The 23868-nt window shown below is 67.7% G+C and carries 26 protein-coding genes; 6 read left to right on the forward strand and 20 right to left on the reverse strand.

From position 1 onward, the window contains the following. Positions 1 to 14 precede the first annotated feature (14 nt). Positions 15 to 1424, reverse strand: a complete 1410-nt coding sequence (locus IEX91_RS12745) for a hypothetical protein (RefSeq protein ID WP_229772872.1) — start codon at positions 1422 to 1424, stop codon at positions 15 to 17. Beyond that, positions 1421 to 2167, reverse strand: a complete 747-nt coding sequence (locus IEX91_RS12750) for an ABC transporter ATP-binding protein (protein ID WP_229772883.1) — start codon at positions 2165 to 2167, stop codon at positions 1421 to 1423. The genes IEX91_RS12745 and IEX91_RS12750 overlap by 4 nt, the downstream gene beginning before the upstream one ends. Before the next feature lie 136 nt (positions 2168 to 2303). Between IEX91_RS12750 and IEX91_RS12755 the strand changes: the two genes are divergently transcribed. Then, on the forward strand, positions 2304 to 2597 hold the full coding sequence (locus IEX91_RS12755) for a hypothetical protein (protein WP_188879420.1): 294 nt from the start codon (positions 2304 to 2306) through the stop codon (positions 2595 to 2597). 3 nt (positions 2598 to 2600) lie between these two features. Here the strand turns inward: IEX91_RS12755 and IEX91_RS12760 are convergent, their stop codons facing one another. Further along, positions 2601 to 3263, reverse strand: coding sequence for a helix-turn-helix domain-containing protein (locus IEX91_RS12760; RefSeq protein ID WP_188879422.1), 663 nt, complete (start codon positions 3261 to 3263; stop codon positions 2601 to 2603). A gap of 95 nt (positions 3264 to 3358) precedes the next feature. On the opposite strand from IEX91_RS12760, the gene IEX91_RS12765 reads away from it, so the two are divergent. Both IEX91_RS12765 and IEX91_RS12770 read left to right on the forward strand, forming a co-directional pair. Beyond that, entirely contained in the window at positions 3359 to 4123 is a 765-nt protein-coding gene (locus IEX91_RS12765) for an endonuclease/exonuclease/phosphatase family protein (protein WP_188879424.1), read from the forward strand. Positions 4124 to 4255: 132 nt separating this feature from the next. After that, positions 4256 to 5641 (forward strand): dihydrolipoyl dehydrogenase, encoded by a 1386-nt coding sequence (locus tag IEX91_RS12770; protein WP_188879425.1) that lies wholly within the window; start codon positions 4256 to 4258, stop codon positions 5639 to 5641. A gap of 18 nt (positions 5642 to 5659) precedes the next feature. On the opposite strand, the gene IEX91_RS12775 is transcribed toward IEX91_RS12770, so the two are convergent. The 6 genes from IEX91_RS12775 to IEX91_RS12800 all read right to left on the reverse strand — a co-directional run bounded on the left by IEX91_RS12775 (position 5660) and on the right by IEX91_RS12800 (position 11769). Further along, positions 5660 to 6811 carry a DUF5305 domain-containing protein gene (locus tag IEX91_RS12775; protein ID WP_188879426.1) on the reverse strand — a complete coding sequence of 384 codons (1152 nt, stop codon included), beginning with the start codon at positions 6809 to 6811 and terminating at the stop codon, positions 5660 to 5662. 57 nt (positions 6812 to 6868) lie between these two features. After that, positions 6869 to 8038 (reverse strand): S26 family signal peptidase, encoded by a 1170-nt coding sequence (locus tag IEX91_RS12780; RefSeq protein WP_188879427.1) that lies wholly within the window; start codon positions 8036 to 8038, stop codon positions 6869 to 6871. 48 nt (positions 8039 to 8086) lie between these two features. Continuing rightward, complete coding sequence (locus IEX91_RS12785; protein WP_229772873.1) at positions 8087 to 8998, reverse strand: hypothetical protein; 912 nt, start codon at positions 8996 to 8998, stop codon at positions 8087 to 8089. Then, positions 8980 to 10452 carry a PGF-pre-PGF domain-containing protein gene (locus tag IEX91_RS12790; protein WP_188879428.1) on the reverse strand — a complete coding sequence of 491 codons (1473 nt, stop codon included), beginning with the start codon at positions 10450 to 10452 and terminating at the stop codon, positions 8980 to 8982. Before IEX91_RS12790 ends, IEX91_RS12785 begins: the two co-directional genes overlap by 19 nt. A gap of 62 nt (positions 10453 to 10514) precedes the next feature. Continuing rightward, entirely contained in the window at positions 10515 to 11078 is a 564-nt protein-coding gene (locus tag IEX91_RS12795; protein ID WP_188879429.1) for a hypothetical protein, read from the reverse strand. A 4-nt stretch (positions 11079 to 11082) separates the two neighbouring features. Beyond that, positions 11083 to 11769 (reverse strand): hypothetical protein, encoded by a 687-nt coding sequence (locus IEX91_RS12800; protein WP_188879430.1) that lies wholly within the window; start codon positions 11767 to 11769, stop codon positions 11083 to 11085. Positions 11770 to 12210: 441 nt separating this feature from the next. On the opposite strand from IEX91_RS12800, the gene IEX91_RS12805 reads away from it, so the two are divergent. Both IEX91_RS12805 and IEX91_RS12810 read left to right on the forward strand, forming a co-directional pair. Beyond that, complete coding sequence (locus IEX91_RS12805; protein ID WP_188879625.1) at positions 12211 to 12768, forward strand: DUF7344 domain-containing protein; 558 nt, start codon at positions 12211 to 12213, stop codon at positions 12766 to 12768. A gap of 50 nt (positions 12769 to 12818) precedes the next feature. Beyond that, positions 12819 to 13178: a hypothetical protein gene (locus IEX91_RS12810; protein ID WP_188879431.1), complete on the forward strand. Its 360-nt coding sequence runs from the start codon at positions 12819 to 12821 to the stop codon at positions 13176 to 13178. 195 nt (positions 13179 to 13373) lie between these two features. Here the strand turns inward: IEX91_RS12810 and IEX91_RS12815 are convergent, their stop codons facing one another. The 11 genes from IEX91_RS12815 to IEX91_RS12860 all read right to left on the reverse strand — a co-directional run bounded on the left by IEX91_RS12815 (position 13374) and on the right by IEX91_RS12860 (position 22673). Further along, positions 13374 to 14138, reverse strand: coding sequence for a hypothetical protein (locus tag IEX91_RS12815; RefSeq protein WP_188879432.1), 765 nt, complete (start codon positions 14136 to 14138; stop codon positions 13374 to 13376). 148 nt (positions 14139 to 14286) lie between these two features. After that, positions 14287 to 14847: an FAD-dependent oxidoreductase gene (locus tag IEX91_RS12820; RefSeq protein WP_188879433.1), complete on the reverse strand. Its 561-nt coding sequence runs from the start codon at positions 14845 to 14847 to the stop codon at positions 14287 to 14289. 52 nt (positions 14848 to 14899) lie between these two features. After that, complete coding sequence (locus tag IEX91_RS12825; protein ID WP_188879434.1) at positions 14900 to 15379, reverse strand: SRPBCC family protein; 480 nt, start codon at positions 15377 to 15379, stop codon at positions 14900 to 14902. 40 nt (positions 15380 to 15419) lie between these two features. Continuing rightward, positions 15420 to 15815, reverse strand: a complete 396-nt coding sequence (locus IEX91_RS12830; protein ID WP_188879435.1) for a thioredoxin family protein — start codon at positions 15813 to 15815, stop codon at positions 15420 to 15422. After that, entirely contained in the window at positions 15812 to 16240 is a 429-nt protein-coding gene (gene lrpA1, locus IEX91_RS12835; RefSeq protein WP_188879437.1) for an HTH-type transcriptional regulator LrpA1, read from the reverse strand. The genes IEX91_RS12830 and lrpA1 overlap by 4 nt, the downstream gene beginning before the upstream one ends. A 47-nt stretch (positions 16241 to 16287) precedes the next feature. Next, positions 16288 to 17220, reverse strand: coding sequence for a thiamine pyrophosphate-dependent enzyme (locus IEX91_RS12840; RefSeq protein ID WP_188879439.1), 933 nt, complete (start codon positions 17218 to 17220; stop codon positions 16288 to 16290). Positions 17221 to 17223: 3 nt separating this feature from the next. Next, on the reverse strand, positions 17224 to 19113 hold the full coding sequence (locus IEX91_RS12845) for a 2-oxoacid:acceptor oxidoreductase subunit alpha (RefSeq protein ID WP_188879441.1): 1890 nt from the start codon (positions 19111 to 19113) through the stop codon (positions 17224 to 17226). 135 nt (positions 19114 to 19248) lie between these two features. Beyond that, on the reverse strand, positions 19249 to 20289 hold the full coding sequence (locus IEX91_RS12850; RefSeq protein ID WP_188879442.1) for an Mrp/NBP35 family ATP-binding protein: 1041 nt from the start codon (positions 20287 to 20289) through the stop codon (positions 19249 to 19251). A gap of 218 nt (positions 20290 to 20507) precedes the next feature. Continuing rightward, positions 20508 to 20753 (reverse strand): hypothetical protein, encoded by a 246-nt coding sequence (locus tag IEX91_RS16330; RefSeq protein WP_229772875.1) that lies wholly within the window; start codon positions 20751 to 20753, stop codon positions 20508 to 20510. Beyond that, positions 20750 to 21697 (reverse strand): substrate-binding domain-containing protein, encoded by a 948-nt coding sequence (locus IEX91_RS12855; protein ID WP_229772876.1) that lies wholly within the window; start codon positions 21695 to 21697, stop codon positions 20750 to 20752. The genes IEX91_RS16330 and IEX91_RS12855 overlap by 4 nt, the downstream gene beginning before the upstream one ends. A gap of 49 nt (positions 21698 to 21746) precedes the next feature. Beyond that, positions 21747 to 22673, reverse strand: a complete 927-nt coding sequence (locus IEX91_RS12860; RefSeq protein ID WP_188879444.1) for an FAD-dependent oxidoreductase — start codon at positions 22671 to 22673, stop codon at positions 21747 to 21749. A gap of 121 nt (positions 22674 to 22794) precedes the next feature. On the opposite strand from IEX91_RS12860, the gene moaA reads away from it, so the two are divergent. Continuing rightward, a complete protein-coding gene (gene moaA / locus IEX91_RS12865) occupies positions 22795 to 23781 on the forward strand; it encodes a GTP 3',8-cyclase MoaA (protein ID WP_188879446.1) in 987 nt (328 codons plus the stop codon). Positions 23782 to 23868 lie beyond the last annotated feature (87 nt).

Genomic DNA, 23868 nt, shown 5'->3' on the forward strand with positions numbered 1-23868 from the left:
GGCGACCCGGGCGGTCACTCCCGATAGCGTTCGCGCCAGCGCGGCACGGCGCGGCCGTAGAGGACGTGACCGACGCCGGCGAGAGCGAGTCCCGCGACGACGAGCGCCGCGGCCAGCGGCGCGCTCAGCGGAGCGGCGACGAAGCCGACGACGAGTACCGGAACCAGGGGGAGGGCGACGCCGAGCGTGAAGCCCGCGAACAACACGGTGTCGAAGAGGAACTCGTTCGGCCGGGTACCGGCGAGCGCGACCGTGAGGCCGAACAGGTAGGCCTGCAGACCGACGCAGAGCGCGAGGCCGGCGAGCGCGTCGAGGATGGCGGCGCCACGCCAGAGCGCGGCGGCGGCGTAGCACGCCACCCCGGTCGGGAGACCGAGCACCGCGAAGGCGCGGCGCTTCGCGTCGAAGACCGCGCTCGTATCGATCGGGAGCGTCGCGTACGTCGTCGGGTCGTCGAACTGCGTGAGCCAGTTGTACGTCGTGAACGCCGTCAGCCCGAGGATCGACCCGAACGCGACGCCGGGGAGGACGCGGAGGCCGACGACGGACTCGGCGAGGGAGACGAGGAAGGCGCTCACGGCCACCAGGATGCCCGCGGAGAGGAGCACCTTCCAGTAGCCGCCGGCGGAGCGCGAGACGTCCAGCATCGTCTTGACGAAGACCGGGTCGTCCCACGCGGGGACGCGGCGCCGCCACGCGCGGTAGGCGTTCTCGGCGGTGCGCGCCGGCGGTTCGTGCTCCGGGTCGTAGGCGAGCGCGGCGACGGCGAGGAGACAGAGCGGCGGGACGGCGGCCGCGACGGCGCTCGTGATGCCGGGCGCGACGAAGAGCGCGTAGGGCGTCGCCGCCGCGACCGGGAGACCGGCGACGGCCGCCGCACCGAGCGCGCACGCGACGAGCGCCGCGACGACCTTGCCGGGACGGCCGCGGGTGGCGAGCGACACCGCCGCGACCGTCGCGCAGAGGCCGAGCCCGAACGTCCAGACGAGCGTCAGCCAGAGGAGCGCGAGCTCGGCGAGGGGGAGGAGCGGCGCGAACGCGACGGCGAGCGGCAGGAGGAGGAGGACGGCGTAGTAGCCGACGTCCTTCAGGAGGAAGAGCCCGAGGAGCCGGCGCTGGCGCAGCGGGAGCGTGTGCGCGCTGAAGACGACGAGCGTCGTCTCGCCCAAGAGCCCGCGCATCGCGTCGCGGCCGACGAGGCCGACCGTGCCCGTCTGGAGGCCGAAGAGCGCGACGAGGACGTGCGCGCCCGCGACGACCGTCTCCGTCCTCGCGCCGGTCGTCCCGAGCGCCCACGCGGTCAGCCCGCCGACGAGCGCGACGAAGACGGGGAACGCGGCGAAGCGCCGCCCGCCGAACAGCCGACTGTGGAGTCGCCACTCCTCGCGGACCATCGCCGCGAGCACCGCGCGGTCGGCGCTCATCGTCCCGCGCCCGCGTCAGCCCCGACACTCGCGTCCGCACCGACCTCGCGGAGGAAGACGTCGAGCAGTCGGTCGCCGTCGAGCGCCGCCGGGCGGCGCGTCGCCACCAGCTCGCCCTCGTGGACGATCTCGACCCGATCGCAGAGGTCGGCCGCGACGTCGATGTCGTGCGTCGAGAGGAAGACCGTGTTCCCGGCGTCTCGATACTCCCGGAGGAAGCGTTTTACGGCCTCCTGCACGATCGGGTCGAGGTTCGCCAGCGGCTCGTCGATGAAGACGAGGTCGGGGTCGTGGAGGAACGCCGCGGTGATCATCACCTTCTGCTGTTGGCCCCGCGAGAGGTCGGTGTGCATCGTGTCAAGCTTCGCCCCGTAGGCGAGCCGGTCGGCCCACGTCTCGACGCGCTCGTTCACCGTCGCGGCGTCGAGGTCGCGCACCGACCCGACGAAGTCGAAGTACTCGCGCGGCGTCATGAAGCTCGGCGGGGACTCCTGCTCGGGGAGGATCCCGACGCGCTCGCGGACGCCGATCGGATCGGCGGCGGGATCGACACCGAGGACGGACGCCGTGCCCGCGTCGGGGCGGAGCTGACCGGTGAGGATCCGGATCGTGGTGCTCTTGCCCGCGCCGTTCGGCCCGAGGAGGCCGAACAGCTCGCCCGCGGGGACGTCGAGCGTCAGCCCCGCGAGCGCCGTGAGGTCGCCGTACGACTTGCGGAGATCCGCGGTGGCGATCGCGTTCACGTCACCGGCGTCGCCCGCCGCCGGCAAATAGCCTCGCGTCGCGGCGACGGCGAGGGAACGGCGAGAGGACGGCGCGACGACGCCACCGCCCGCCGCGGTGGGCACGTTTTTGTCCGCGCCGCGCGGATCACGACCCATGTCGCTCCCCGGTCCCGCCGCGTTCGCCCGCCGCTGTCTCGCGTCGCTCGTCCGTCGCCCCGCGGACGCGCTCGCGCCGTACCTCCACGAGTCCTACTCGGAGCGTCCGACGCTGAGCGAGGAGTGGCTGACGATCACCGCGGGCGCGGGCTCGTCCGTCGTCGTCGCCGCCACGACCGCTCTCGCGCTCGCGCTCAGCGCGGCCTACGCGCTCCTGTACGTCGGGCTTCGGGTGCTTCGACGCGGCGTGAGCCGTGTCGGTGCGGGCGCGCGATCCCGACTCGGGCGCTGATCGTCAGCCGGGAGGGTCGACGCAGTCGACGGCGTCGCGCGCGAGGGACTCCAGCCCGCGGCGCAACCGCTCGGAGGCGGCCTGCCGGGAGACGTCGAGCGCCCCGGCGACGTCCGCCAGCGTCGCCTCACGCGGGACCGAGAAGTAGCCGGCGTCGACCGCCGCAGCCAGCGTCTCGCGTTGCTTTCGCGTCAGTCGCTCCGCCTCCGCGTCGCGGCTCGCCCCGAGGGAGCGGGTCGTGACGTCGATGCCGACGTCGACGAGCGCCTCGCGGAACGCGACGAGCGCGTCCCGGTCGGGGAACCGGAGACGGAACGACGCGTACTCCGGGGTCGCGCCCACGTCGAGGACGGGCGCACCGACGTCGAGCGCCGTTTCGTAGATCGACGGCGTCGACGGCGCGAGTTGGACCCGATAGAGTCGCCGGTCGCCACCGACATCGTCACCGTCGTCGAGACAGTCGACGCGCGCGGTGTCGTCGGCCGACGCGAGCGCGTCCGCGAAGCGCTCGAGATCCCGACCGCTCGCCCACACGAACAACACCGGACGGCTCGGATCCGCCGCCATCGTCGCCTCCACCTCGACCGTCGTTGAGGGGGCGGCGGCCAACGCCGTGACGAGCGAGAAGTCCGCACAGTGGAGGTGTAGTGTGGCGACGAGCGTCATCGCTGCCCGTAGGCCGTTGACGAATAAGAGCCCGCGGATCGATACTCGTCGCTCGTCTCAACCTTTTTTACCCGCCGCGCGCGAACGCTGTGGTGATGGATCCCGTGCGCGCCATGACGTACAACGTCCGCGTCGACACCCCCGAGGACGGCGAGGACGGCTGGCCGTACCGGCGCGACGCGGTCGCCGGGACGATCCGCTATCACGACCCGGACGTTCTCGGCCTCCAAGAGCTCCTCGCCGGTCAGCTCGCGGACGTCCGCGAACGCCTCGATCGATACCGGTTCGTCGGGCGCTCGCGCGGCGCCGGCGAGGCGACCGACGAGTACGTCCCCGTCGGCTACGCCCACGACCGCTTCGAGCTCGTCGAGTCCGAGACCTTCTGGCTCTCCGAGACGCCGACCGTCGCCGGGAGCGTCGGCTGGGACGCCGCTCACCCCCGCGTCTGTACGTCCGCGCGCCTCCGCGAGCGCGCGAGCGGCGAGCAGTTCGTCGTCTACTGCATCCACCTCGACCACGAGGGCCGGACGGCCCGCAAGCGCGGCGCCGAACTCGTCCGGGCGCGCGTCGCCGCGAGCGACGCCCCGGCGATCGTCCTCGGCGACTTCAACTGCGAGGCGGGCGACCCCGCCCACGACGCCCTCACCGAGTCGCTCCGCGATTCGCGCGCCGCCGCGACGTACGACCACGGCCCGAACACCACGCGCAACGATTATCGAACCCTCCACGCCGACTGGACGATCGACCACGTCCTCCTCAGCGACGCGTGGGCCGTCGACGCCCGCGCCGTCTGTAGCGATCAGTACGCCAACGGGCGCTATCCCTCCGATCACCTCCCCGTCGTCGTCGACCTCTCCTGAACGCCGTCCCCCCTCCACCCTCGTCCTCTCCCCCCGCTCGCGCCTCTCGGTTCGGTCGGCGCTCGCTTCGGGCGGGGGCGTCGCGCTCGACGTCTCCGAAGCTATTCCCCGCCGGCGGTCGAAGCGCCGCGTATGCAGGACTTCGATCTCGTCGTCGTCGGCTCGGGCTCCGGACTGGACGTCGCCTCGGTCGCCGCTCGACAGGGACAGGACGTCGCCGTCGTCGAGGACGGCCCGCTCGGCGGTACGTGTCTCAATCGCGGCTGCGTCCCCTCGAAGATGCTCGTCCACCGCGCCGACGTGAAACGCGGCGTCGACACCGCGGACGAGTTCGGCATCGACGCCACCGTCGAGGACGTCGACTTCTCGGGGATGGTCGCGGAGGTCTCCGACCACGTCGATCGGGACAGCGCGTCGATCCGCCGCGGGATCGAGGCCTCAGAGAACCACACGCTCTTCGACGACACCGGTCGGTTCGTCGACGAGCGCACCCTCGCGGTCGGCGACGAGACGATCCGCGGCGAGGCGGTCGTCGTCGCCGCCGGCACCCGACCCGCGATCCCGGACGTCGAGGGCATCGAGGACGTCGACTACTGGACGAGCACCGAGGCGCTTCGCGCCGACGCGCCCCCCGAGCACCTCGTGATCGTCGGCGGCGGCTACGTCGCCGCGGAGCTCGCCCACTACTTCGGGACGTTCGGAAGCGACGTGACCATCGTCGGTCGCCGCGGCGCGCTCCTCCCCGGCGAGGACCCCGCGGTCGCTCGTCACTTCACCGAGCGCTACGAGCGGCGCTTCGACGTTCGGACGGGCTTCGAGGCGAGCGCGGTCCGCGAGACCGGCGACGGGATCGCGCTCGACGCCGAGACCGTCGACGGCGACGACACCGCGACCGTCCGCGGCGATCAGCTCCTCGTCGCCGCCGGCCGCGTCCCGAACACGGATCGCCTCGACGCCGCGGCGGGCGGGATCGAGACGACGGACAGAGGGTACGTGGCGACGAACCGCTACCTCGAAACGAGCGCGGAGAACGTCTGGGCGCTCGGCGACATCGTCGGGCGCTACCCCTACAAGCACGCCGCGAATCACGAGGCGAGCACGGTCATCGCGAACGTGCTCCGCGACGAACGCGACGCCGTCGACTACACCGCGATGCCCCACGCCGTCTTCGCGGACCCCCAAGTCGCCGCCGTCGGCGTCACGGAGGCCGACCTCCGCGCCGAATCGCGCGAGTATCGCGTCGGCGGCTACGAGTACGCCGACACCGCGATGGGGTCGGCGATGGGCGACCCGCCCGGCTTCGTCAAGGTCCTCGTCGCGCCCGACGGCGAGATCCTCGGGACGCACGTCGTCGGCCCCCACGCCTCCCAACTCGTCCACGAGGTCTGCGTGGCGATGCGGGCCGGGAGCGGCACCGTCGCCGACATCCGCGACACGATCCACGTCCACCCCGCGCTCAACGAGGTCGTCGCGCGCGCCTTCGGCGGCCGGTTCAGCGACCCCGACGAGCGACGCTGAAGCTTCCGTGAAACTGTGTCACGTCGCCTCGCTCTCGGCGGGGCTATCATCGCTGTCAGTCTCGTCGCTGCCGTGCTCCGCGTCGGCCACGTCCGCGGTCACCTCCGATGGACGCGGCGGCTCGTACACGAGCGTGAGATCATCTGAAAGCGCGTAGAAACGTCCGTCGTCGATGTTCTCGACGACTCCCGTGTCGGCGTCAATAGCGAAGTCAACCACGTCCGCAAGCGTGTCGGCGAACGCGAGGTCACGATTCTGAACGGCGGTGGGAAGGCGCGCACGGACGATCCAGTCGTCGAACTCCGATCGGTCACGCTCGAATGAGAGACGCTCGCGTTCGTCGTCGTCCAACTCGAGAATGCCGCTCCGCTTGGTACCGACGAGCGCAGCGAGTGCGATGACACCGACGAAGAAGGCGAGCGGGCCGCCGATGCGCTGGAGCGGGCCGTATGTTCGGGGAACAGACACCGTTCGGGTTCGGGTTGCGGCCTGCCTGACGGAATCGTGCGAACCGACAGTGTACGTCGACCCCGAGAACGAGAGGGGGAGCGTTTTCGTGAACGCGAGCGTCGTCGGCGCTCCCTCAACGGGACCGGAGACCGTGGCGTCGACGACGACAGCCGTCTCGAGCGTTCCGGGGCCACTGCCAAGTTGGCTGGTAATCCGATCGCGGTGTGCGAGGACTCGGCTGGTGTTCACCCGGAAACTGACGCGAGCGGTGTCGTCACCGCCAAGGCGTTCGACCGTCGCGGCGTCGAGCGGCCTAGTGGTCTGCCAGTAGACGGTGCCGTCCTCTTCGCCGACCGAGCGCGTTCGGAGGCGAGAGTCGAGCGTCACCGATACCGGTGTGTCGGCGGGCGGACGCTGGCGGAGCGTGAACGCTCCGTGCATGATCGGAGAGACGCCGACGAAGTACGTCGAACGGTTTTCCAATTGCGTGCCGACCGGGAAGACAGGGTTCGATTCGGTGACGGTCGCGTTCTGCTCGAACCCTCCACTAACTGCCCACGCCTCCACGGTGCGTTGTGTCTCGGTCGTTCCGGGTGCGGCGTAGGCACCGTAGGTCGCATATCCGCCGAACACGGCGAGCAACAGTGCGACGACAGCGAGGGCGGCGAGACAATTTCCGAGCGTCGCCCGCACCTGGAGGCGCCGAGAGCGTTCGGCCATTGGCTGGCGTTGTGCGATCACCGCTCAAAGTCCTGTCGGTCAGGTTACTACTACCGGTCACCGGGTGAGCGCGCGACGGATGCGTGCGAGGAGCGATCGGTTGTGGCGAGAGTCGCGCGTTCGGGCACGAATCCGGCCGTCATCAAGGAGGACGGATCCAAGTAGCACCATCATCGCCGCGAGCTCCGCGTCGACGAGGACGATCGGGAGCCAGGGGTGAACGTCGTGTGCGACCGCCAGGACAGGGCGTGGGAGCAACGCGAGATAGCGGTACTCAGTCACGTAGCGCCGGTAGTAGCCGGTGTCGGGCGGTGCGTGCAGTGTCACGGAGGCGTTCACGACCGACCTCGAGGACACGTGTACCTGTGCGGGCGCGGCCGTAACACCGTCGCTCGCTGGCTCCAAGTACACATCGATGGGGACGACACCGCCGTTGTCGACGGGATAGGTGAGCGTTGACGACCCACCGGCGGGGATAACGGTCGGTCGATCTGACTGGAACTCTGCGCTCACGACACCGTACTGTTGCGTGCCCGCGGGGACGACCATCGCCGCCGTCGCGGTCACCACGAGGACCGCGGCGAGCACGCCGATTACGGCGCGTGAGGATACCGCCGCGTTGCGCTCGCGCTCTCGTTCGCGCTCACGTTCCTTCTCGGCCCCGCGGTCAGCCACGACATCGAAGAGGTAGAGGGCGAATGAGAGTGCGAACAACAGATACGTCAATCCGCTCGACCCGAGCAGTGAGCGCGAGCCAGTGAGGACGGCGAGTTGGCGCTGCGTCGACGAAACGGCGTCACGAACGCCCATGACAGCGGTGCCGAGATGCGGGATGGTGACGATGTGGCCGTTCACCTGGAGGGCGTGTGCGACGATCTGTGCGCGCTTTACCGGTGGTTCGCCCCCGTCTTGATCCGGGAAGGGATTCGCGTCGCCCTTCGTGGTGAAGCCACGGCCGGTCCGGTCGACGATCCGGTGAGTTGTCAGGCCGCCGCCGTGTAACTCCTGCGCCTGGAACGTCACGACGTCACCCTCGTCGACGTCGCCGCTCACGGCCGACGGGACCGCGATGAACCCGTCGCCCGGGTCGATGGTTCCGGTCATGCTCCCGGTCGTGACGTAGCCGAGAAGGACGGGATAGCCGAGGACTTGACCGGCAATCAACGAGAGGACGACGACGGCGACGAAGGCTTGGCCCGCGAGACTGAGCACGCGTCGCGGTGTCATTCGGCCAATCATTGGCGTGGTCAGGCAAAAACCCACCGGGGTGACACGTTACGACGATCGCGGTTCGGGCATCCGCGCGAACGCATCCGTCTGCAACGCGACGTACGGCACGAGGAACGCCAGACAGTACCCGAGAAGGTGGACATAGAGGTTCACTACCGAACCGCCGACCCGGGGCTGCGGGAATCCCGCGAACGGGAACCCGAACACGACGACAACGCCGAGAAGGAAGCAGTCTCCCCATCCCCGTCGGTCACGCACCGAACGGGCGAGCGTCGTGATCAGCCCACGCCGGAGCGTCGAGACACCGTAGAGTGCGGTCGCGCTGACCACGAACGCGGTGGCCCCCATCGCTACTCGTGAATCCGGGAGCGCGACTGCAACAACGACAACGAGCGACGCGAGAAACACCCCGGGTGCCTGTCGCACCCACGCGCCGGCCGACAGCCGGTGCTTCGCGTACGTTGCGAGCGCCAGCGGTACGAACCCCGCGAACGCAGCCACCACACCCGAGAATCCGTAGGTGACGGCGTTCCGGGGAACGGCGAGATTGAGCGCCGAGAGTATCGGTGGAAACGCCACTAGATACGTGAGTGCTGACGCGAGGAACAGGTGTCGACGTTCGGCGAGCACCGCCAATACGTAGCCCGTGCCCGCGAGGAGCACGTAGCCGACGACGTCAGCGAGAAGGTGTGCAAGACGAAAGTGCACGACATTCGCCCCGTAGGCCGTCACGAGCGTCGGCTCCCGGTACGAGAACACGAGTGACGACCGGAGCGACGCGGGAAGCGCGAACACCCCCACGAGCGCGACGGGGACGACGGCGAGTGCGACGGCGTCCCGGAGCCGCCCCCGTTCGTGGAGCACAATGAGGACCGAGGCTCCCGTATCCGGTGGTCTCGACACGTCCGATACTGCGGGCGCGAACCCCAAAACGTCTCTCACCGCCACCGCCGCCACGCGGCGAGCAGTCCCGCCACGAGCACGAGCGCGCCCAGCAGTCCACTGAGCGCTCGCCACTCGATCGCCGCCGGTTCCGCCACCGCTTCGCGCGTCCGCGTCGACTCCGTCGACGTCCCGCTCGTCGTGGTCGTCGTCTCGCTCTCGCTCGTTCCAGCGATCGTCCCCGACGGGACAGCGCCGACGGAGAGCGTGCCCGCTGAGGTGTTTCCGACCGCGACGCGGTGTTCGCCCGGCGTCGCGTTCAGCGTGAACGTCACCGTCGTCATCGTGTCGCGCGCCAGCGAGACTGAACGAGTCGCCACGGTCGCACCGTCGACCCGGAGTGCCACCGACTCAGTCCCCCGTGCCGCGCCCTCGTTCCTGACCGTTGCGCGCACCGACGCAGATTCGTTTGCTGGGACGGACTGCGTCGCAAGCGAGGCGTTCGACACCGCAAACGCGGGGACGCGCGCCCCGACGACGAACGGCGAGAAGCCGTCCGTCTCCGCCACGAAGCGCACCCGACCGTCGCGTGAGCCGGCCACCGTCGTCTCGAGCGCGCGCCAGTCATCATCCGCGCCGTGATAGACGACGAAGCGATCCCGCGAGACGTCGGCACGCTCCAGGTACGCCTGCGAGACGCTGAACTGGAAGCGCCCCCCGTCCGTCGCGCCGTCCGCGACGTCCACGCCGAACGCCCCGAGTTCGTCGACGCCCCGTCCGCCGACTCTGAGAGAGTTATCCCGGCGCGACACCGAGAGGTCGAACGACGACCGTTGTGCGTTCACGTCAATCCCATCCAGCGTCACCGTTTCCCCTTGGCCGTCCTGTGCGACGGTCAGCGGACTCCCGTCCAGCGTCACCGATTCCCCGACGGCCGCATCGTTGACCGCGTAGTCGAGCGTTCCGTCGTCCCCGGCCGTCGACTGCACGGTCGGCGGCGCGCTCGTGCCTTCACCTCCGTTCCCGCCCTTGTCTCCGCCGTCCGACGGCGAGGGCCCTCCGACTCGCGCGTGTACGGTGAGGTCTTGGATCAATCCGTCCGTCGCGCCGTCGCGCGTATCAACAGTGAATCCCACCGCCACCGTCCCGTTTGGCGCGAGCGTCACGTTCTCCCCGACCGACTGGATCGCGTGCCCACGCGCGTAGAACGTCACGTCCGGCGAGTCGTCCGTCACCCAGACGTCCGCGTACTCCGAGCCGTTGTGTCGGATCAGAAACACCCGGTCGAACCGGGTGACGGCGTTCGGATTGATACCCGCGCCCGAAACGTCCGGGTTCGACGCCGTGAGGTCCACGACGAGGTCGCCGTCACGCATGTAGGCGTAGTCACCGTGCGGTGAGTCGGCGGGCGCGAGCGAGACGTGCTCCGAGACGTGATCGCCACCCGCGAACAGCGGTGCGCCTAGCGACGGGAACGCTAAGGTTCCCGCCAAGAAGAGGGCGAATACCGCGACGGCGAGGTGCCTCATAAAGATGCCCACCGACGGAGTCGAACCGTCGCAAATACCGAAGATGGGTGTGATGCGACCGCTCAGTCCGCCGTCGCGTCGGCGTGGATCGTGAGCGTCACGTCGTACTCGTCCTCACGGACGGGCACGCCGTGCGTGTCGATCTCGAGGCCGCAGCGGAGTTGGTTGCCGACGTCCATCGGGTCTGAGGGGCTCTCCTCAGTTAGGAGATTGCCAGTATCGACGTCGTACATCGTCACCGTCGGAACGCCGTCGGTCTCGGCCTGCGTGCTGTAGAGCTTGACCGGCTGCGTGCCCTGGTTCTCGGCGGCGAACAAGCCCTGTTCAGCGTTATCCGCGTCGCCGCCGAAGCGGTAGACCGAGTCCGTTCCGAGACCTTCGGGGTCGGTTCCACCGTAGTCGTCCTCGCCCGGACCCGGAATGTCGAAGCCAATGGTACCTCCGTCAGTATACGATCGACGGCCGTTTCCTTGCTCATTGAGCTTGAGAAACGCCGTAGAATCGTTAGCGACCGAGATGGAGACGGTTCGTTTAGCGCTGACGCTGGTGAACGCACCCGAGCCGACGGCAAAGACACCACTCGCAGTGAGGCTACCGAGGCCGGCGATGAGGGTGCGCCGCTTCATCGGTCTATTCTTCCTCGGAGTTCAATTCCGCCTTCAGGGAGTCTGTAACGGCGGTCGCGTCTGCGACGATCTCCATCGAGATGTCTACGTCCTTATCCGAATCGGGAGTCTTCACGTAGAGACCGAAGCTGAGCTCCTCTCCCGTGTCAAGGAGGAACTCTTCTTTCCGGTCGTCTTCGTTCTCACCATACGCGCTGTAGGTGTAAGGGGGACTGTGGAACCCACCCGTCAGGCTGATCTGGTCGTCTGCCACTCCACCATCGAGATTCCCCGTCGCTTCCTTCTCGTAGTCACCGTGCGGGCGGTTCGTCGCCTGCGGGTCGATACGGAGGTTCTCGGAATCACCCTTCCAAGTCGAATTGGCGTTATCGATGGAGCTCGGGGGGACGTACACCAGCACGGGCTCGGTGCCCTGGTTTTGAATCCTAACGATGTCGTTGATCTGGGTGGTCGCGTTGCGGTTCAGGCCACTACCGTCTCCCTCAGGAGTAGCATCGCCATCCAGATTGAACGAGACAGCGCCGCTACTTGCGTTACTAACGTACGCGCTATTCTTGGCGTCTGTCGTCGTGAACGCTAGGTACGCATCGTTGTCGGACGCGGTCTCAAGCGAAACGGAACGACTCGCGCTCACGCTCGTGAACGCGCCCGTACCGATTCCGGCCGCCCCGGCGGCGGTGACCGATCCCATTGCGGCGAGGAACTTGCGTCGTTGCATAGTTGGTGTGTCCCGGGTCACCCCGGCGACGTTCACCCCTTAGGGCGTACCCCCTGTGGTAATGAGTGACCTGACACGCCCTCAGCGATGGCCTGCGCTCGATGGTGGCGTCGAAGGCGGTGGCTGTGCGGGCGGAAGAGGAGGCTTTCGCGGGCGGAACGCAGGGTCTAAAACGGTGATTTTGGACCGAAAGGTGGGCTTGAGAACCTAAATAGGGCGTAAACGGAGCGATCGGACGCCATCGCAGTGCTGACTGTGTGAGCGCGACGCCCGGCCTCGCGTGTGCCACCACCTCCGTGAGCGTCTGGATGACGCGGTAGCTATATTCACCGGTTGATTAGAATGCATTTTTGAGCAACACTTATGCTGAGTAATATCAGTGAATCAACCGTTGTGGCATCTGCTTCAGGGCAAATGGGGGAGGAGCAGTCCGGGGAGCTGACGGAGGATGACCTGTTTGAGGTGCTCTCGAACAGACGCCGCCGATACGCCGTCCACGCACTCAAAGACGAGGAAGAAGGGGCTACAATCGGCGACGTCGCCGAGCAGGTCGCAGCTTGGGAGTACGACACGGAGGTCGAGGCCGTCTCCTACGACGAACGCAAGCGCGTCTACACCGCTCTCCAGCAGTCGCATCTACCGAAGATGGACGAAGCCGGCGTCGTCGACTACGACAAGGATCGGGGGACGGTCGAGCCGACGGAGGTGCTCGAGGATGTCGATGTCTATCTCGACGTCGTACGCGGGCGCGAACTCCCGTGGAGCGAGTACTACCTCGGACTTTCGGCCGTGAGCGCCTCCCTTCTCGCCGCCATCTGGATAGACGTTCCCCTATTCAGCGTTCTCTCGGACGTCAGCTGGGCGGTGGTCATCGTCGCCGCGTTTGCGACATCTTCGGCGATCCACACGTACTACGCCCAGACGACAGAGATGAGTGCGACTGACGAACCCCCCGAGCTCGACTATCGATGAACAGCCGTCGCGCGCTTGCGCTCACGCTCGCTGTCGCCGCGGTCTGCGCGATGACTGTCGGTTCGATGGGGTTCAGCAGCGTCAGCGCGAGTCGCGACGTCTCCGTCTCCGTCGCCGATAGTGAGGACGCCTACATCGGCGTGGAGGCCTGCGAGACGCCGAACAACAATTCGAGCGGCAACGGAAGTATCCCTGCGAAGGTGTTCGTGACGAATCAGTACACAGACAGCGTAGACGTAACCGTTTCTGGCAAATCCCGGATTGTTGCCGTTGGCGGCCAACGGCACTTCAACCTAAAAGCGCAGGAAGGGGATACCGTGACAGTGCACGCATCCGGTGACGGCATCGACGCGACCATCCACGCGACTGTCGGGGAAACGAACGACTGTTCCCACCTTGGAAACGGGTAAACTACCACCGACGAAAGCGCCCCCTTCAGTTGGTTCTACGACCGGAGGCTACGGGGCCAGCTATCATCAAACGCGTTCCCAACGGAGTTTTGTTCGCAGTGTGGCGCTCTCAATGACTGACCAGTCCTACACTTGACGCCGCACCGAGCGTGACGGGGCTGCCGAGGACCGTACACGAGGTGCTCCGCCCGTCACTCAATACGTCTGCGTCACCGTAACGTTGAACGTCGCGTTGAGGCCGTCGTTCCGAAACGTGTTCTCCGAGCTCTCGTTCACCGTCAGCGTCACGCTGAAGCGCTGACTCTCACTTGCGTCAAGCGTGCCGAGGTTAACTTCGGACTGTGCGAGATCGTAGAGTGTCTTCGTGCCGTCACCATCTCTGTCGTTGATGTATTTTATAATCGACAACCCGCCGTACTGCAACGTCGTGATGTCGAGTAGTTTCGCGGTCTCATCGGCACTAATGTCTGTCCCGTCGGCTGTCGACCCGTTCGCGTCACGTTCCGTGTACGTGACGTTCAGGTCAGCGGTGCCGTCGAGGTCCCCCAGGTTCGAAATCGTCACGTTCCCGCTAGTTGACGCGCCCGGCCGTAGACTTCCGTTGCTGCCGTCGACGACGCCGCCACCCGAACTGGCCATCGAGAATTCGACCGTCCTGACCTGGATCGTGTTGCTCCCGCTCCGTTCCTGATCGCTGGATAGTGCCATCGTTCCGATACCCGTACTCGCGGCGACGAGGCCGACGACGACGACTGCGATGAGGACATACCGACGTGTACGTCGGATATCTGTCATGATGTGTGCCCGGCGAACTTCCTCGCCGACGTCGATTCCTATGACACTACACCACCGTATGCATGCGCCGCCTGCCGCTCTATCAAGCAGACCGTGCGATCCGGTACGCAGACGCTTCACTGGCCGAATGAAGAAGCAGACGGTCCGTATGACGGTCAGATCCACTCGACGGGTGTTACCCCGGATTCAGCATCGTCGCCATGACACTGCTCACGGTTCCGGGGATGGAGGCCATCCTATTCGACGCCTCTCTTGGTACGTGCGCGAACAGTCGCAATCGATTATCGTCTCCTCCTCGCCTGACGCCGGCGCCTCAGACGCCGGCGGGCGTGTCGAAGTCGTGGTAATGCTCGCCCTTCTCCTTCGTGAGGATGTTGAGCGCGGCGGCGGCGCCGTCGCCCGCGGAGATGACGGCCTGCCACTCCTCGGCGCGCACCATCGCGCCCGTCGCGTACGCGTCGTCGACGCTCGTCTCCATCGTCACGTCGACGTCCACGACGTCCTCGTCCGTGAAGTCGCACCCCAGCTCCTCGGCGAGGTCGCGGTTCGCCCCGGTCGCCAACACGAGGTAGTCCGCGGTGTGCTCCTCGTCCGCGGTGACGACGAACCCCTCCTCGTCCGCCTCGACCGCCGTGACTTCCGTCTCCTCGTGGAGCGTGACGCCGTGGTCGGCGGTCGCCTGCTCGCGCGCCCGGTCGAGGAAGACGTCGCCGTCCATCGAGCGGATGCCGAGGTAGTTGAACAGGTGGGCCTTGTGCATCCACGTCGCGTCGGTGTCGAACGCGACGGCGTCTAGCCCGTTCTTCGACGCGAACAGCGCGGCGCTGAGGCCGGCGGGACCGCCACCGACGACGATGACGTCCGTCTCTGCCATGTCGCGACGTGCGTTCGCATACCGGATAAGCGTTCCCGCCGGGACGGCCCGCCTACTCGACGTGCGCCGGGAGGCGGCGGTGACGGTACCGGAAGAAGGCATCGAGGCCGACCTTCGCCGCCTCGTCCGCGACCGGCGCGAGCGGCCCCGTCGGCGTCCGATAGCGCACCCGGTCGCGACAGCGCGTGCGCTCGCCGTCCGCGTAGAAGAGGTGGGTGTGTTCCCACTCCGGGAACGGCCCCTCGGTCATGACGTCGCGGAAGTACGCGACGCCGTCGCCGCGTTTCCGCTCGACGATCTCTGACGTCCACGCCTGCCGGGGGCCCACGCCGAAGGGGCGGACCGAGAGCTCGACCCGCGATCCCGGATCGAGGACGTCCGGGTCGGGCTCGCCGTCGGGTCCCGTGACGCGCTCGACGCGCATGTTCACCCACGAGGGCGTGAGCGCGACCAGCCCGCCGACGCCCGAGTGGAACGACCACACTCGATCGAGCGGCGCACGCACCCACGACTCGCGTTCGTAAACGGCCATGTGGTGCGTACGGGCGGGGAGTGGAAAACCACTCGGGTCGCTAGCGGTACTCATCGGGGAGGACGTCGCGGTTCGCATCGAGGTGCTCGGCGAGAAACGCGAAGACGGCGTCGGTGCCCTGGAACCCCTCGGCGAGGCGGCCGACGAGCTCGCCATCGACGAAGAGGAGGAGCGTCGGGACCGAGCGGATATCGTAGTCGTCGACGACGTCGAGGTCGCGTTGGGGGTTGCACGTGGCGACGGCGACGCCCGAGGCCTTCGCCACCGCGCCGACGATCGGCTCGATGGCGTCGCAGAGCGTACAGCCCGGCCGGTAGACGTCGACGAGCGCGACGTCGTTGGCGGCGACGAAGGCGTCGATGTCCGCACCGGTCTCCACCGCGACCGGCGTCGTCGGCGTATCGGATCGCTCGGCGAGGGTGCGTGCGTCGCTCACTTCAGGCGCTCCTGCAGGAACGAGGGGTGGGCGGCCGTCACGCCGTCGATGTCGAGGATGTCCTCGCTGATGACGTCGCCGAGAGCGTTCCCGTCCTCGGCGCGGACCTCCGCCATCAGCATGTGGTCGCCGGAGGAGGTGTAGAGCGATCGGATGGAGTCGAGATCCTTCAACGCGCGCGTCGCCTCGACGTATCGCTCGGACTCGACGTCGATGCCGACCATGGCGATGGACTGCCCGGAGAGCTTCTTCGGATCCACCTCCGCCGAGTAGCCGACGATGACGCCCGCCTCCTCCAGTTCGTTCACGTACTTCCGGACGGTCGGCTTCGAGACGTCGGCCCGCTCGGCCAACTCCGCGTACGAGGCCTGCGCGTCCTCCTCCAGCGCCGCGAGTATCCGTTTCTCGGTCGAGTCACTGCTCACGCAGTATCGTTTGGTACCGCGGAAAAAATATCTTCCGAATCCGAAGATCAGGCGTGCCGGTCGATGAAGTCGTAGGAGCGCTCCCACTCTCCGTCTTCGAAGTAGCGCTCCGCGAGGCTTCCCTCCGGCATGTCGCCGCGCGCGCGCTTCTCCTCCTGGTAGGAGGGACGTTCGTCGTCGACGAAGTAGCGACCGGTGAGGACGGTCCCCTCGTAGAGGGCGTTCTCCGTCTCGTACATCGCCTGCTGGGCGGCCTGCCGGTCGTGGAGGTCGTGACCGTACTCCTCGGAGTCCTGGATGTCGACGTACGGGACGTACTGCTTCGCGTCCTTGTTCCACGTCGGACACTGCGTGAGGAAGTCCACGTGGCTGAAGCCGTCGTGCTGGACGGCCTCTTTGATGATCTCCTTCGCCTGGTTCGGGTTGACCGCGGCCGTCCGGGCGACGTAGGACGAACCGGCCGTCAGGCTCAGCGAGAGCGGACGCAGCGGCGTCTTCGCGTTGCCGTTCGGCTGGGTCTTGGACTTGTGGCCCTTCGGGGAAGTCGGCGAGGTCTGGCCCTTCGTCAGGCCGAAGACCTCGTTGTTGAACACGATGTACGTCATGTCGTGGTTCTCCCGGGCCGTGTGGATGAAGTGGTTCCCGCCGATGCCGTAGCCGTCGCCGTCACCGCCCGCCGCGATGACCTCGACGCCGTCGTTCGCCAGCTTCGCCGCGCGGGCGACCGGCAGCGAGCGGCCGTGGATCGTGTGGAACCCGTAGCTGTCGAAGTAGCTGTTGAGCTTCCCCGAGCAGCCGATCCCCGTCGCGAGGAGGATCTCCTCCGGGTTCTTCCCGAGCTCCGACATCGCGCCCTTCAGGGCCTTCAGCACACCGTAGTCACCACAGCCCGGACACCACGTGGGCTGGGGCTCGATGCTGGGCGTGAACTCGTCCTGTTCTACCTCTCGTTCCTCGCCGATTGCGCTAAACGCACTCATGATTTAATCACTACCTGCCGCGGCTTCGAACCGCGTGTTCGAGGAGAGATCCTCGCCGCTCCCGTGCTCTTCGACCGCCTCGACGATCTCGGCGGGTTCGAACGGGTTGCCGTCGTACTTCAGGAGCGAGGAGAGCTTCTCGCCGTACTGCCCGAGGTTCTTCTGGATCACGCCGTGGAACTGCGCCGTCGAGGACATCTCGACGACGAGCACGTCGTCCACGCTCTCGATGAACTCCGTCAGGAGGTCCGTCGGGAAGGGTGCCATCTCGGAGACGCTGAGCCCCTTGACCGGGTGGCCGTCGGCGTTCAGACGCTCGACGGCCTCCTCGACGGTGCCCGACTGGCTGCCCCAGGAGATGACGCCGTAGTCGGCGGACTCGTCGCCGTAGACCTCCTGGCGCTCGTCGGCGTCGAGGGCCTCGCGGATCGCCGCGAGCTTCTCGTTACGCCGATCGACCTGCGCCTTCCGGTTCGAGGGGCTCTCGCTGATGTGCCCCTCGGGGGTGTGCTCGTTCCCGGTGGCGAGATACCGCCCGCCCTTCTGCCCGGGGATGGAGCGCGGACTGACGCCGTCTTCGCCCTCGTGCTGGAAGCGGTGATAGATCCCCGTCTCGCCGTGGGGCTGGTCCTTCAGCTCCTCCTCCGTGAGGACGCTCCCGAGGTCCGGGTTGGGCTCCTCGTCGAAGGTGCTCTTCGGGACGTTCCGGTGTTCCCCGGAGAGCTTCTGGTCGTAGATGACCATGACCGGGATCTGGTAGTCGTAGGCGATCTGGAACGCCGTCCGCGTCTGCTCGTAACACTCCACCGGGTCGGAGGGCGCGAACACCACGCGGTGGCTGTCGCCCTGACTCGTGTAGAGGACGTGTTCGAGGTCGGCCTGCTCGGGCTTCGTCGGCATCCCCGTGGAGGGGCCGGCCCGCATCGACTCGACGAGCACGAGCGGCGTCTCGGTCATCTCCGCGAGACCGAGGGGTTCGCTCATCAGCGAGAAGCCACCGCCGGAGGACCCGGACATGGCCTTCACGCCGGCGTGCGAGGCGCCGACGGCGAGCGCCGCCGCCGCGATCTCGTCCTCGACCTGCTCGCTGATACCGCCGACCTCGGGCATCAGGTTCGTGAGGATGGTGAAGACGTCCGTCCAGGGCGTCATCGGGTAGCCCGCGATGAACCGACACCCCTCGTCGAGGGCGCCGTACGCGATCCCGTGGCTCCCGGAGACGAGGACCTGCTCCTCGTCGTGCTCGCCGGTCGGGACGGTGACGTCGTGGGCGTCCGCGTCGTACTCCTCCTGGACGTGCTCGAAGGCGTCGTGGAGCACGTTCAGGTTCGCCTCCAGGATGTCGCCGCCCATCGCTTCGCCCATCAGGTCCTCGATGTACGTGGTGTCGAGGCCGGTGAGCGCGGCGGTGACGCCGACGCCGGCGGTGTTCCGCATGATCTCGCGGCCGTGCTCCTTGGCGATGCCGCGGAGGTCGACGTCGTAGACGTGCCAGTCGTTCTCCTCGACCCGCCGGTCGAAGTTCTCGATCTCGTCCGTGTCGAGGAGCCCGGAGTCGTAGACGATGACCCCGCCCTCGCGGAGCTCGTCGAGGTTCTCGGCGAGGGGCTTGACCTCCTCCTCACCGTAGTAGGCGTTCTCCTTCGGGTTCCGGGCGAACGAGTCGCCGAGCGCGACGAGGAAGTTGTAGCCGTCGCCCCGGGACGTGACCTCCTCCGACGATGCGCGGATCTCCACGTACGTGTGGCCGCCGCGGATGCGCGAGGGGTAGTGCCGGTGAGTGAATACGTTGAGCCCCGAGCGCATCAGAGCTTTTGCGAAGTTCTGGCTCGTCGAGTCGATTCCGTCACCGGAACCGCCCGCGATTCGCCAGATGAGTTCGTCGTCAGTCATAGTGTATATCCTGGCCCCCTGCGTGGGACGCTAGGAAAATTTTCGCACGGCACTCACTAAATCGTTTGCTATCCATTACCAAGGAAAAATTATGAAAGATACCCTCTCGGCGAGATCCGCCGCTAGCCGACGCCGTCAGTCCAGCGCCCGGCGGTTGAGGATTCCGGCCATGTCGGCCGTGTTACCCGCGAGATCGCGGAACGACGCGCCGACGTCGCTCTCCTCGTCGAGCGCGACCGGCGCGCCCCGATCCCCGCCCGCGCGGACGGAGGGATCGAGCGGGATCGCGCCGAGGAAGGGGAGGTCGTTCTCCGCGGCGAACGCCTCGCCGCCACCGCTCCCGAAGACGTCGTGTTCGGACCCGCAGTCGGGACAGACGAACGTGCTCATGTTCTCGACGATCCCGAGCACGGGCGTGTCGTGCGTGCCGAACATCTCCAGGCCCTTCTGCGCGTCGTCGATCGCCACGTCCTGCGGCGTCGTCACGACCACCGCGCCCGTCACCGGCATCGTCTGGAGGACGGTGAGTTGCGTGTCGCCCGTCCCCGGCGGGAGGTCGATGACGAGGTAGTCGAGGTAGCCCCACTCGACGTCCTCGACGAGCTGGGTGAGGACCTTATGCACCATCGGGCCGCGCCAGATCACGGGATCGTCCTCTCCGCCCGTCAGGAAGGCCATGCTCATCAGCTTCACCCCGAACTTCTCCGGGGGGATGAGCGTCTCCTCCTCGGTGGCCTGCGGGGCCTCGTCCGCCGACACCATCCGCGGGACGTTCGGCCCGTAGACGTCGGCGTCGAAGAGCCCGACTCGCGCCCCGCGATCCGAGAGCGCCGCCGCGAGGTTCACGGCGACCGTCGATTTCCCGACGCCGCCCTTCCCGGACGCCACCGCGATGACGTTCTTCACGTTCGGGAGGACGTCGTCCTCGGCGCCCGAATCCTGCTCGGGGTGGTAGGCCGAGAGCTCCGGTTCGAGGCCGAGGTCGCGGATCGCTTCGCGGACCCGATCGGCGATCGTCGACTCCGCCGGCGAGTACGGCGTCCCGAGGGCGAGCGAGACGTGCGCGACGCCGTCCTCGACCGACACCTCGTTGACGAGCCCCGCGGTGACGATGTCCTCACCGAGGTCCGGATCCGCGACACCGCCCAGCGCCTCCTCGACGTCCGCTTCGTTCATGGGGCCGTTAGGCGCCGTCGCGTGAATAAGGGTTGTGACGCCCGGTCGCGCCGCCGCTTTCGGGAGTCTGGTCGATAGACTACGTCGAGGTCGGGCGCGCGACTCCCGGTGGCCGTCGTCAGCCCGAACGGCGAGGACTCCTCGCCGTTCGAGACGACGGTATCGAGACCGCGACGCGCCGCGAAGGCGCCGGCGGTCGCGATCGCTCGTGTCCGCTCTCAGAGCTCACCGTTGACGACGTCCGCCACGCGCTGACGGTCGAAGAGGCGCTCGTCCTCGGGGACTTCGTCGATGGAGCCCGGCCATTCGCCGAACTCCTCGGGGTAGAGTTGCTTCGCGGTGGCTTCCGCGGAGAAGAGGTCCACGATGGGGCCCATGCGCTTCCCGCCGGTGCGGACGAAGTTCCCCTCCTGCACCGCGCGAAGCGTCCCGACCGTCTCGTGGCTCTGCGCGCTCTGGATCATCTGCTCGAACTCCGCCTCGCTCCGGTAAGAGAGGTCACCGATACAGCCGATGTAGTCGGGGTCGAGTTCGAGAAGCTCTTCGTGGCCGATTGCGGCGTTCGGAACGTACTCGCCCGCCGGGAGCGCGTCTTCGACGCCGAGCAGACGGAGGCTCCGCGTATCGTTACGCGGCGCGTAGACGTTCGCCGCATGGAACTTCCCGTCGTCGGGGGCGAACTGGAAGTTGAACGCCGCGACGGTCGGCGTCTCATCGGGGACGCGCGACCGGATCGTCGCGTACACCTCCTCCTTGAGGTCGACCCACGCTCGTACTGCTGGCGCCGCTGGAAGACCTCCGCGGCCTTCTCGAACGCCTCGTAGAGCGAGTAGTAGGGGTCCCGTCCCCCGTAGGGAAAACGGATGAACGAGCCGAGGATCGGGCCGACGTTCGCCTCGATCTCGTCGAGGTCGCCCTCGTCCCACCCGGAGTAGCGCTTGAGCAGTCGCGGGTCCATGAGGTGGACATCGGCGTCGATCTCGTAGAGCACCTCCTTGTCGTAGCTCCCGCTCTCGCCCTCGGTGCCGAACGTGAGGACGTCGTCGGCGTCGAACTCGACACCGGGGAGGGCGTCGTAGTAGTCGAGGGAGATGCGATTGAACGACGCGACCGCTTTCGGCGGAATGCCGAACCCCATCGCGAGATCCATCCAGACGCCGGGGATGGTGGCGTACGTCTCGGGCGGGTCGTCGAACGTCCCGGTCCCGCCGGGTCGGACCGTCACCTCGTAGGGGTCGACGTCCTCCGTCGTCGCGCCGTCGCTGGTCGCCTCGGCCGTCGCGGTCGCGTCCGGCTCGCGACGGCTCGAACTGCACCCGGCGAGCAATCCGCCGCCGAGAACGGCGCTCCCGCCCTTGATAGCGTCCCGTCGCGTCGGTGCGTGGTTGGTGTCGCTTCCGCACCCCATGATTTTAGGCTAGCCTAAAACACTATAGGTGTTTCTGTGACACTCGTTCTCACTCGATCGCGCCGAGCCCACGCTCACGAGCGTATACGTCGATGACGTCGTCGTCCAGTGTCGCGAGGAGCGCCTCGTCGTCGAGGTGCGCGGCGAGTCGACGCTGTCCGCGTTTCGTGCGCGCCTCTATCGCTGCGTCGTCGAGGCGAGCGGCCGCGACGAGCGTGAGTTCGCGCTCGCGGACGCGCTCGACGCGCTCCGCGTCCATCCCGTGCTCGCCGTCCGGGAGGCGGTGATAGTCGAACCACTCGTCCCAGTCGCGCTCCTCCTCCCAGTCGTCGTCCGCGTCCGGTATCCGGCGCAACCAGTCTTTGTGCGGGAGTGCGGCCTCCCAGTAACCGAACTCGCGGCGCGCCTCGTGGACGAGCCGCCGGCCGACGCGCATCCCGTCCGCGGCCGCGAGCAGGACCTGATCACCCCGGCCCGCCAATCCCCCGGCCACGGAGAGCCCATCGATGGGCGTCCGCCCGTCCGCGTCCGCGTACGTGCCGTCGAAGCGCTGGTGTGTCCCCGTCTCGCGAACGTGCGTGGAGAACATCGCCACCTCGTCGTCGAGGCCGCGGAGGTAGTCCGCGTCGAGAGGTGTGGCCGCGACGACGCGCTCGCTCGCCACGGTGCGCCCCGCCGCGGTCTCGATCCGGAACCCGCCCTCGGAGTCCGTGACGTCCGCGACGCGCTCGCGCACGAGGCGCGCGTCCGCCGTCTCGACGTGCGCGCGGAGGAGTGCGCGAAGCGTCGGCACGTCGATGCCCGCCGGAAACCCCGGGTAGGTCTCGACGTACGCACAGCGTTCGATCGAGGCGTCGCCGCCGTCGAAAACGACGGTATCGAGGCCGTCGCGTGCGGTGCAGAGCGCCGCCGCACAGCCGGCGGGCCCGCAGCCGACCACGGCCACGTCGACGGACGATTCGGTCCCGTTTCCCATGCGTTTCTTAGGCGGACCTAAAAGCATAAGCGGTTCGCAACGCCGGCGCGCGCACCGGGACATAGCGCGCACCGCCGCCCCTACCCGCGTCCTTATCCGTCCGGACGTGCCATATCCCCGCATGCTCGAGGATGGGTTCGGTCGCGAAGTGACCGGGGTCCGGGTCTCGCTGACGGACCGCTGTAACTTCGACTGCGTCTACTGCCACAACGAGGGGCTCGGCGACACCCGCGGCCCGATGGCGGCGCGCGACCACGAGATGAGCGCGGACGACGTCGTCCGCTTCCTCGACATCGTCGAGGGGTTCGGCGTCGACGCCGTGAAGTTCACGGGCGGCGAGCCGATGCTTCGCGACGACCTCGAGGAGATCGTCCGCCGGACGCCCGACTCGATGGAGGTCTCGCTCACCACGAACGGCACCTTCCTCCCGGAGCGCGCCGACGCGCTCGTCGAGGCCGGCCTCGATCGCGTGAACGTCTCGCAGGACGCACTCGACGAGGAGGCGTTCCGCGAAGTCACTCAATCCGGCGCGTACGGCCGGGTCATCGAGGGCGTTAAGGCCGCCGTCGAGGCCGGTCTCGACCCCGTGAAGCTCAACATGGTGCTCTTCGAGGAGACGAAGGGGTACGTCCCGGAGATGGTCGACTACGTCGCCGAGAACGACGGGCTCCAGCTCCAGCTCATCGAGTTCATGCCCGAACTGGTGGGAAAGCCCGAGTGGGCGGTCGACATCGACGCCGTCCACGACTGGCTCGCGGGGCGGGCCGACCGGGTCGAGAGCCGGGAGATGCACGACCGCAAGCGCTACTGGGTCGACGGCGGGATGATCGAGATCGTCGACCCCGTCGGCAACGAGGAGTTCTGCGCGAACTGCCATCGCGTGCGCGTGACACACGAGGGATACTTGAAGGGGTGTCTGAACCGCAACGACGACCTGCGCTCGATGGGCGAGATGACGCGCGGGGAGATCGCATCGACGTTCCGCGAGACCGTGCGGAACCGCGTCCCCTATTACGGCGAGTACATGATCGAGGACGGCGACGGCGGGTGGACGGTGAACGAGGAGTACATCGACGCGCCCGCGGACGTCCCGATCGCGGACGACTAGGTCGGCGCCCCGCCGGACGACCGCCTCCGCCGTTTCGCACCCCCGACGACCCCGGGTTCTTTGGTGTCCGCCGACGCGTCGGCGAGT

The sequence above is a fragment of the Halarchaeum nitratireducens genome, assembly GCF_014647155.1.
GTDB lineage: Archaea > Halobacteriota > Halobacteria > Halobacteriales > Halobacteriaceae > Halarchaeum > Halarchaeum nitratireducens.

Coding starts and splice junctions, on each gene's coding strand:
- IEX91_RS12745 (WP_229772872.1), bottom strand. CDS start 1,424: ATGAGCGCCGACCGCGCGGTGCTCGCGGCGATGGTCCGCGAGGAGTGG.
- IEX91_RS12755 (WP_188879420.1), top strand. CDS start 2,304: ATGTCGCTCCCCGGTCCCGCCGCGTTCGCCCGCCGCTGTCTCGCGTCG.
- IEX91_RS12760 (WP_188879422.1), bottom strand. CDS start 3,263: ATGACGCTCGTCGCCACACTACACCTCCACTGTGCGGACTTCTCGCTC.
- IEX91_RS12765 (WP_188879424.1), top strand. CDS start 3,359: ATGGATCCCGTGCGCGCCATGACGTACAACGTCCGCGTCGACACCCCC.
- IEX91_RS12770 (WP_188879425.1), top strand. CDS start 4,256: ATGCAGGACTTCGATCTCGTCGTCGTCGGCTCGGGCTCCGGACTGGAC.
- IEX91_RS12775 (WP_188879426.1), bottom strand. CDS start 6,811: ATGGCCGAACGCTCTCGGCGCCTCCAGGTGCGGGCGACGCTCGGAAAT.
- IEX91_RS12780 (WP_188879427.1), bottom strand. CDS start 8,038: ATGACACCGCGACGCGTGCTCAGTCTCGCGGGCCAAGCCTTCGTCGCC.
- IEX91_RS12790 (WP_188879428.1), bottom strand. CDS start 10,452: ATGAGGCACCTCGCCGTCGCGGTATTCGCCCTCTTCTTGGCGGGAACC.
- IEX91_RS12795 (WP_188879429.1), bottom strand. CDS start 11,078: ATGAAGCGGCGCACCCTCATCGCCGGCCTCGGTAGCCTCACTGCGAGT.
- IEX91_RS12800 (WP_188879430.1), bottom strand. CDS start 11,769: ATGGGATCGGTCACCGCCGCCGGGGCGGCCGGAATCGGTACGGGCGCG.
- IEX91_RS12805 (WP_188879625.1), top strand. CDS start 12,211: ATGGGGGAGGAGCAGTCCGGGGAGCTGACGGAGGATGACCTGTTTGAG.
- IEX91_RS12810 (WP_188879431.1), top strand. CDS start 12,819: ATGACTGTCGGTTCGATGGGGTTCAGCAGCGTCAGCGCGAGTCGCGAC.
- IEX91_RS12820 (WP_188879433.1), bottom strand. CDS start 14,847: ATGGCAGAGACGGACGTCATCGTCGTCGGTGGCGGTCCCGCCGGCCTC.
- IEX91_RS12825 (WP_188879434.1), bottom strand. CDS start 15,379: ATGGCCGTTTACGAACGCGAGTCGTGGGTGCGTGCGCCGCTCGATCGA.
- IEX91_RS12840 (WP_188879439.1), bottom strand. CDS start 17,220: ATGAGTGCGTTTAGCGCAATCGGCGAGGAACGAGAGGTAGAACAGGAC.
- IEX91_RS12845 (WP_188879441.1), bottom strand. CDS start 19,113: ATGACTGACGACGAACTCATCTGGCGAATCGCGGGCGGTTCCGGTGAC.
- IEX91_RS12850 (WP_188879442.1), bottom strand. CDS start 20,289: ATGAACGAAGCGGACGTCGAGGAGGCGCTGGGCGGTGTCGCGGATCCG.
- IEX91_RS16330 (WP_229772875.1), bottom strand. CDS start 20,753: ATGATCCAGAGCGCGCAGAGCCACGAGACGGTCGGGACGCTTCGCGCG.
- IEX91_RS12855 (WP_229772876.1), bottom strand. CDS start 21,697: ATGGGGTGCGGAAGCGACACCAACCACGCACCGACGCGACGGGACGCT.
- IEX91_RS12860 (WP_188879444.1), bottom strand. CDS start 22,673: ATGGGAAACGGGACCGAATCGTCCGTCGACGTGGCCGTGGTCGGCTGC.
- moaA (WP_188879446.1), top strand. CDS start 22,795: ATGCTCGAGGATGGGTTCGGTCGCGAAGTGACCGGGGTCCGGGTCTCG.